Origin of the sequence: Acinetobacter haemolyticus (assembly GCF_003323815.1) — a bacterium.
Classification (GTDB): Bacteria; Pseudomonadota; Gammaproteobacteria; order Pseudomonadales; family Moraxellaceae; genus Acinetobacter; species Acinetobacter haemolyticus.
The window spans coordinates 3432902-3441166 of sequence record NZ_CP030880.1; the positions used below are offsets into that span (position 1 = coordinate 3432902).

The following is an 8265-nucleotide window of genomic DNA, read 5'->3' on the forward strand; positions in this document are numbered from 1 at the left end:
ATTCCAGTAATCTGGACAAAATCAGGTACAATCAACCGAAAAAAGTAAAACTGTAGGTTGTTATGACGTTGGCTACTCCGATCACGGTTATTCGTGGTCGCTTCTTAGATATTAAAAAAACTGTTTCCCAAGCGACTGAAATCGCAGACCAAGTGCGTTATATCGAAGATGGTGTTCTGATCACTGAACAGGGCAAAATTCGTTGGTTTGGCACTTGGGATGCCGCTCAAGATCATCTGCCTACAGATGTTGAGATTCAACATTATCCAGATCAATTGATCATTCCTGGCATGATTGACACCCATATTCACTTTCCACAAACAGAAATGGTCGGTGCCTACGGTGAACAATTACTCAGTTGGCTCAATACCTATACCTTCCCAACTGAAATCCAGTTCAAAGACCAAGCCTATGCCGAAGAAATTGCAAAATTCTTTGTGCAGGAATTGCTTAAAAATGGCACCACTACGGCACTGGTGTTTTGTACTGTTCATCCTGAGTCTGTGAATGCTTTATTTGAAGCCGCAGAACAGTACCAAATGCGTTTAATCGCAGGTAAAGTCATGATGGATCGTCATGCACCTGAAGCACTGTGTGACACTGCAGAGAGCGCCTATGATGATTCTAAGACCCTGATCGAAAAGTGGCATGGCCAAGGTCGCGCCTTATACGCGATTACACCACGATTTGCACCAACCTCTACACCAGAACAGCTAGAAAAAGCAGGGCAACTCAAAGCAGAATATCCTGATGTCTATGTACATACTCATTTAAGTGAAAATAAAGATGAAATCGCATGGGTTAAAGATTTATTCCCAGCGCAAAAGGGCTATCTCGATGTCTATCATCATTATGGTTTAACGGGTCAGCGTTCGGTATTCGCGCATTGCGTACATTTAGAAGATGCAGAATGGCAATGCATGCATGAGACTGACTCTGCAATTGCCTTTTGTCCAACGTCAAACCTGTTCTTAGGTAGTGGCTTATTTCCATTAAAGAAAACTTGGGAACAACAAGTCAAAGTTGGTTTGGGTACAGATATTGGGGCAGGGACTTCATTTAGCTTATTACAAACCGTCAATGAAGCCTATAAAGTGCAGCAGTTACAAGGTGATAAACTCTCTGCTTTTGAGTCGTTGTATCATGCAACCTTAGGTGGTGCAAAAGCACTTGATCTCGATGATAAGCTCGGTAACTTCAATGTTGGTAAAGAAGCGGATTTTGTCGTGCTAAATCTGCAAGCAACGGCTCTACAACAACTACGTCAATCACGTTCTAAATCAATTGATGACAGCTTATTTGCGCTGTTTACTATGGGTGATGACCGTAATATCGAGGCAACCTATATCTATGGACAAAAAGCCTATAGCGCCAACTAGAGTATTCAATAAGCGTAGGATTGGATTGATCATCTTTGCCATGAGCTGCGCAGTTTTGTTGAAGCGAGACAGTGCTTCACGGCAAAATGATACATATTCTTCATCATCAAAAGATGCATGAAAACTCATTTTGTTTTAAAATTCTCACATTAACTCAAGATTTCGAGGTGTTGCAGGTCAACACCTTTTTTATTTTCCCATTTTTAAAGTTTTAGGAATCTATCGATGACTGTTGCGATGCGCGTAATGATTTCCAGTGAAGAGATCCAAGCCAAAGTGAAAGAGCTAGGTGAAAAAATCAATGCACACTATGCTCAAAGTGATAAAGAACTGGTATTGATTGGTTTACTGCGCGGCTCAGTCATTTTTATGGCAGATTTATGCCGTGCGATTGAAAAACCGCATGAACTCGATTTTATGACCGTTTCAAGCTATGGCGGTGGTACCACATCTAGCCGTGACGTCAAAATTCTAAAGGACTTGGATGGTGAAATTCACGGTAAAGATGTATTGGTGGTCGAAGACATTATTGACTCAGGCAATACACTCAACAAAGTCATTCAAATGTTGCAAACGCGCAAGCCCAATTCAATTGAATTGTGTACGCTGGTGAGCAAACCATCACGCCGTGAAATTGATTTAGAAGTCAAATTCTTAGGTTTCGAAGTCGAAGATCGATTTATTGTGGGCTATGGTCTCGATTATGATCAAAAATATCGTCATCTTCCATTTATCGGTGAAATTGGTCTTTGATCAATAAAAAATCTGTATTATCGGTGCTTGAACTCCCCATGCAAAAGTAACTCAAGCACCTGTTCAGCGACGATTTCGTCGCTTTTTTATTTTTAAATCCTAATTAAAAATATCTCAACACTGCACAAAAATACGACATAAATAAGCAATCCGCTACAGACAAAAGCTCTCCTCATCAAGCAGGATAACTACAAATACTATTGTTAAAACAAGGAGAAATAACAATGTGGTCTCTAATTGTAGCAATTGTCGTTGGTTTCTTTGCGGGTTTAATTGCACGAGCGCTCCATCCAGGTGATGACAAAGCTGGCTTTATTGTTACCACTTTACTCGGTATTTCGGGTTCTTTATTGGCAACCTATGGCGGCCGATTACTCGGCTTATATGGTGAAAATTCAGCGGCTGGATTTATTGCATCTGTGGTCGGTGCTGTGATTATTTTATTCATCTACAACCTCGTTACCAAGAAGAGCTAGAGGCATAGAAATCACTCCCAATTCATGATTGTTATGAATTGGGAGGTTTATATTTATAGTCCCAATTCCTTCCAAATCATTTGAATATCTTCAGCACTACGTCCCCCCACCATCTTTAAGCCATTTGAAAAAATCAAAGTCGGTGTGCCATTCACGCCTAATTTACGTCCTAAAGCTAGGTTTCGATCAATTGGATTGGCACAGTTTTTTGCTTTAGGTTGAACATTTTTTTGCAGTAAATTTTTCCATGCATAGGATGGATTTGCATCGCACCAAACTTGCTTAGAAACAGCGATAGATTGCGGTTTTAAGGCATAGATAAAGGTATAAATCGTTACATCATTGAGCTTATCGAGTTCTGCTTCTAATTGCTTACAGTACGGACAGTTTGGATCTGAAAAAATAGCGAGCTGACGTTTACCATTCCCTTTGACCGTTTTAATTGCATCTTGTAAAGGGAGTTTTTGCCAATCAATTGAATTTTGCTTAAGTACTAAATCTTTTGTGAGATTTTTTTGGTCTTTTAAACGCACCATTGAACCGATAAACATATGCTCGGCATTTTCATCGAGGTAGATGATTTGATTATCTAGATTTGCACTATATAAACCCGTCATTTCAGTGGCTTGAATATTGGTCACTTGGATATCGGGATAGTTTTTATTTAGATTACTTTTTAAGGTTTCCACATTGGCTAAACTCATCATAGAAACACAGCTCAATAATGAGAATATCCCAATTTTTTTTAACATGACTGACACTCGAATCAAAAATCAGCCGCTATTGTAATCCGTCTCACAAGGCTATACAGCACGACTTACTGAGTCACAACCAAAATCAAACCAATACCCGAGATGTTTCACGTGGAACACTTTTCTAATTGGAATCATTTCCCAATACAAAACGAACCAAAGATTTTTCCGAGCAGATCATCCGCACTAAAATCACCAGTGATTTCACCGAGGGCGTTTTGTGCCAAACGTAAAGACTCTGCAACAAGCTCACCTGCATTAAATACCACAAGCTGCTCACGAGCCTCTGCCAAATAGCGCTGAGTGCGCTTCATTGCGTCTAGATGACGCGTACGGGCAATAAAGGTATCTTCTTCGGGCTGGAAGCCTGCATGCGCTGTAATCGCATCTATGAGCACCTGAACCCCCATATCCTGTTTTGCTGAAACCCGAATGTGGCGGAAACCTTGATAATCCGTCATTTCTGCTGGTTGACCCGTTAAATCGCATTTATTTCCGATCAACAATAACCGTTTCGGCTCAAGATGATCTGCAAAATATTCATGTGCCAATTGCAACGGTTCATCACCTTGATTTAAGTCGTATACCAACAGTAACAAATCCGCTTGCTCAATCTCTTTGATCGCTCGGCGAATACCTTCGCGTTCAACAACATCACCTGTTTCGCGTAAACCAGCCGTATCCGTTAAAGTAATCGGCAGGCCATTCAAACTGATTTTTTCGTGTAAAACATCACGTGTGGTACCCGCAATATCGGTCACAATGGCACGCTCATGTCCAGCCAATGCGTTTAATAAGCTCGATTTTCCAGCATTCGGTTTACCTGCGATCACGACTTGCAAACCTTCACGTAACAATTGACCTTGACGCGCCGATTGTTGTACGGCCTTGACAGAATCTTGTACATCATCCAATAACGCTAGAATTTTACCATCCGCTAAAAAATCAATTTCTTCTTCTGGAAAATCAATCGCGGCTTCCACATGCAAACGCAAGTGAATCAATTTTTCTAAAACGGTATTAATTTTAGTTGAAAAAGCACCTTGTAAAGAACGTACCGCTGAACGTGCTGCTGCCTGTGAGGTTGCATCAATCAAATCTGCAATCGCTTCTGCTTGAACCAAATCCATTTTGCCATTTTCAAAGGCACGCATGGAAAATTCACCCGCCTTTGCAGCTGTCGCACCTAAATCAAGCAAGCGCGCCAACAATGCATTTTGAATGACTGGACCACCATGTCCTTGGATTTCCACTACATCCTCGCCCGTGAACGAGTGGGGATTTGGAAAACACAAGATAATGCCTTCATCCATCACTGAATTATCTACATCATAAAACTGGCGAAAAGCCGCCATTCTTGCAGTAGGTAGTTGTTTTTGTGTGAGTTGTTCGGCAATCATATAAGCCTTCGGTCCAGAGAGACGAATGACTCCCACACCTCCACGACCCAACGGTGTAGCAATCGCAGCAATTGTGGTTTGATGTTGCATATTTTTCACTTCACAACCCTAAAATTCAGCCAAATAAAAATCCGCTTAAGATTACCATCTTAAGCGGATTTATTCAGTAAAAGTTGGAGAATTAAGACGCTGACTCAACCTTGTTGAGACGATCTTTTTCTACACTCTTATTGATAAATGACTGTTGCAGAATCGTAATGGCGTTGTTGACAATCCAGTAAAGGACTAAACCTGCTGGGAAGAACAACATAAATACCGTAAAGATGATTGGCATCAAACGGAAAACCTTTGCCTGCATTGGATCAGTCGGTTGTGGATTGAGCATTTGCTGCACATACATGGTAACCCCCATGAGTAGCGGCAAAATAAACCAAGGATCCATCGCCGATAAATCTTGAATCCATAGCAACCAAGGTGCATGACGTAATTCCACACTTTCCATGAGTACCCAATACAGGGCAAGGAAAATTGGCATTTGCAGTAACAACGGCAAACAACCCGATAATGGATTTACTTGTTCACGCTTATACAATGCCATCATTTCTTGAGAGAAACGCATACGGTCATCGCCAAACTCTTCTTTCATGCGTTGCATTTCAGGTGCAATGACACGCATTTTTGCCATCGAACGATAGCTTTTCGATGAAAGTGGCCACAAAATCAGCTTCACTAAGATCGTCAAAAGAATAATTGACCAACCCCAGTTCCCCACGATGTTATGGAAAAATTGCAAGCCAAGGAACAATAGTTTTGCAATCGGCCATAACCAACCATAATCTACGGTTTGATTTAAACCTACAGCTAAATCTTTCAGCTCAGACTGGATCTTTGGACCTGAATAGAACTTTGCATCAACTTCCATCGACGTACCTGCAGGCACATTAATGGTCGGAGAAGTAAAGCCAATAATATTCATCTTGTCCGCAGACTGACGTGATTCTAATTTAGCAGTATATGGCTGACCATCCGCTTGCGTCAGTTTTAAATTACCTGGAATCCATGCACTCACGAAATAGTGCTGAACCATCGCAACCCAAGCATTTTTCGCATCAAGATTTAACTTCTCATCAGAGAAGTTTGAAAACTTGAGTTTATTGTAATGTGCATCAGGTGTACCCCATGCGCCACCCAAGAAGGTCCCTAAGGTAAAGATACCTTGATCAGATTTACCTGGATCATCTGAGTTATCACGTTTTAACTGACCAAACATTTGACCTTGCCAGTTTTGCTGACTGCGGTTAACGACTTGGTGTTTAACGGTAATTGGATATTCACCTTGAGTGAAAGTGAAAGTTTTAATCACTTCAACGCCTTCAGGTGTTTTAAAGACCAATGGAACAGTCAAAACTTGACTGCTTGCACCATCTGTCGTCGCCACTTTTTTGGCATCTTCCATTGTATATGCTGTTTTTTCAACATCATACATTGGACGACCATTTCGGCTGCTATCTGGTCCATTTAATCCAATTAAGCCTGATTGAGCGACGTAAGTACGGTTCGCATCATTTTCCAGCATGACAAATGGTTGATCACCATTTTTGCTTTGATCATGGCTCAATAACTCAATACGAACAATGTCACCACCTTTTGGATTAATCCAAAGATGATAGAGATCGGTTTGTACTGAAATCAGTTGCTGATTCACAGAGGTAGTTTCTGTGGCTTGTTGTGATGCAGTCACATTTGCTTGTGGCAAGTCTGAAGCCGCTGTTGCATTTTGAGCATTTGGCAAATCTGCAGACACATCATGTGCACTGACCACTGCCGCTTGTTGTTGCGGAGCTGGTGCAGCATGACCATAATCTTTTTGCCAAGCCAAAATAAGCAAATATGCGGTAACAAACATGGCTCCAAGAATTGCAAATCTGGCCCATTGTTGCATAACTAATATCCCAAATGATTAGAGAAATTTTGCTTACATAAACGATCACGAAAGGGTACAGCAACGTGATGCATTTGAGAATCTATTTGATGAAACGAAATAAAACGAACTGCTTTAGGCGGCACTGGGTCATAACCCGACCCTCCCCAAGGATGACAACGACAAACGCGTTTAGTTGACAGCCAGACTCCTTTAACTGCCCCATGCGTTTGTAAAGCTTCTATAGCATATTGAGAACAAGTTGGAATATAGCGGCAACGTGGCCCCAATAATGGACTTATTGCGATTTGGTAGCATCTTATCAACCAATGCAGGATACGTACCATTGGAGATCTCTAATTTTGGAGGGCGGTGGTAGCGACTTTAGAATGCTTTTTTGCTAAACGTTGTAATTTTTGCCAAGCAAAATCTAATTGTTGATGTAATTCTTGATTTGAAATTGTGTCTATACCTACTTTAGGCATTACCACAATATCGATATCAGCATTAAATTGTGCTTGATGTAAACGAAAGCTCTCACGAGCAAGACGTTTTACCCGATTTCGTTCATGTGCACGACGCACCTTTTTTTTAGCAACGACAATACCCAAACGGCTATTTGGCTGTTCGGTTAATTTTGCTAAAAAAAGGAAATGGGGCTGATGCACTTTAAAAAGCGCACCATCAAATACACTTTTGTAATCTGCAGCACAACGAATACGAAATTCAGTGCCAAAACTGTAAAGTGTCATCACCCAAATCTGGTCAGCTTAACAGTATTAAACAGTTAAGCTATGACGACCTTTCGCACGACGACGAGCTAAAACCTGACGACCAGCTTTAGTTGCCATACGAGCACGGAAACCATGAACGCGTTTACGCTTTAATTCAGATGGTTGGAAAGTACGTTTCATATCGAAACTCCCAAAATGATCTTTCTATAAAGGTCCGCGATTTTATTGTGCAATGTTTACGCTGTCAATCAAAAATCAAAAACTTTACATTTTATCTTGTACTTTTTCTTTCATATTTTGGTCGTGCACTTTCTTCTCTATTCTTGAAAACAAAAAACATACACAAGCTATCTATTTAAATTATATCAATAATAAGATATATTCACAGCCTATCCATAGACTTACCCACAATAAAGCAAATGTTTTAAATTTATTCTTTGGATTTTGAATTTAAATTTCGATATGCTCAGTTATCCACACTTCGGGTTCGATTTATAAATAAATTCAAATTTTAAAATTTAAATTTATTACTATTAGGGTGGATATTTTCTGTGGAGAACCACATATTTTCATCATTAAACATATGGTTACCTTGTGGGTAACTCTGTTTTTATTGATTTTATAGATTGTGGATAACTTGGTGGTTAAAACTATCCACAGGATGTGCTAAAAGTTATTCACAAGTGCTTTGAATTTAAATTTAATTCACGAATGCTTTCTTTTTCATCGAAAGTATCTGAAATTTTCCTGACAGATGTGGATAACTTGGTTAGAATGGCGACCCCTTCGGAATGCAAGGGTGGTGGTTTTTTGTTTTTTAAATTTAAAAATGGATAAATAGGGGATGCAC

At 40.2% G+C, this 8265-nt stretch carries 9 protein-coding genes; 3 read left to right on the forward strand and 6 right to left on the reverse strand.

Annotated elements, in window-relative coordinates; translation table 11 throughout:
• The first annotated feature begins 62 nt into the window (after positions 1-62).
• The 3 genes from guaD (at position 63) to DS737_RS15940 (ending at position 2608) form a co-directional block, all read left to right on the forward strand.
• A complete protein-coding gene (guaD, locus tag DS737_RS15930; RefSeq protein ID WP_113997940.1) occupies positions 63-1379 on the forward strand; it encodes a guanine deaminase in 1317 nt (438 codons plus the stop codon).
• A 225-nt stretch (positions 1380-1604) separates the two neighbouring features.
• The gene (hpt, locus tag DS737_RS15935) at positions 1605-2132 is read left to right on the forward strand and encodes a hypoxanthine phosphoribosyltransferase (protein WP_004637322.1); all 528 of its coding nucleotides are present in this window, start codon (positions 1605-1607) and stop codon (positions 2130-2132) included.
• 224 nt (positions 2133-2356) lie between these two features.
• A complete protein-coding gene (locus DS737_RS15940) occupies positions 2357-2608 on the forward strand; it encodes a GlsB/YeaQ/YmgE family stress response membrane protein (RefSeq protein ID WP_004637321.1) in 252 nt (83 codons plus the stop codon).
• Between the two features lie 53 nt (positions 2609-2661).
• On the opposite strand, the gene DS737_RS15945 is transcribed toward DS737_RS15940, so the two are convergent.
• From DS737_RS15945 to rpmH, 6 genes are all read right to left on the reverse strand, one after another.
• Positions 2662-3360: a DsbC family protein gene (locus tag DS737_RS15945; RefSeq protein WP_113997941.1), complete on the reverse strand. Its 699-nt coding sequence runs from the start codon at positions 3358-3360 to the stop codon at positions 2662-2664.
• Positions 3361-3494: 134 nt separating this feature from the next.
• Entirely contained in the window at positions 3495-4850 is a 1356-nt protein-coding gene (gene mnmE / locus DS737_RS15950; protein ID WP_005086080.1) for a tRNA uridine-5-carboxymethylaminomethyl(34) synthesis GTPase MnmE, read from the reverse strand.
• Between the two features lie 91 nt (positions 4851-4941).
• Complete coding sequence (gene yidC, locus DS737_RS15955) at positions 4942-6702, reverse strand: membrane protein insertase YidC (RefSeq protein WP_005086079.1); 1761 nt, start codon at positions 6700-6702, stop codon at positions 4942-4944.
• 2 nt (positions 6703-6704) lie between these two features.
• Positions 6705-7028 (reverse strand): membrane protein insertion efficiency factor YidD, encoded by a 324-nt coding sequence (gene yidD / locus DS737_RS15960; protein WP_005086077.1) that lies wholly within the window; start codon positions 7026-7028, stop codon positions 6705-6707.
• A 9-nt stretch (positions 7029-7037) separates the two neighbouring features.
• Positions 7038-7433, reverse strand: a complete 396-nt coding sequence (gene rnpA / locus DS737_RS15965; protein WP_004637316.1) for a ribonuclease P protein component — start codon at positions 7431-7433, stop codon at positions 7038-7040.
• 27 nt (positions 7434-7460) lie between these two features.
• The gene (rpmH, locus tag DS737_RS15970; protein WP_000831329.1) at positions 7461-7595 is read right to left on the reverse strand and encodes a 50S ribosomal protein L34; all 135 of its coding nucleotides are present in this window, start codon (positions 7593-7595) and stop codon (positions 7461-7463) included.
• Positions 7596-8265 lie beyond the last annotated feature (670 nt).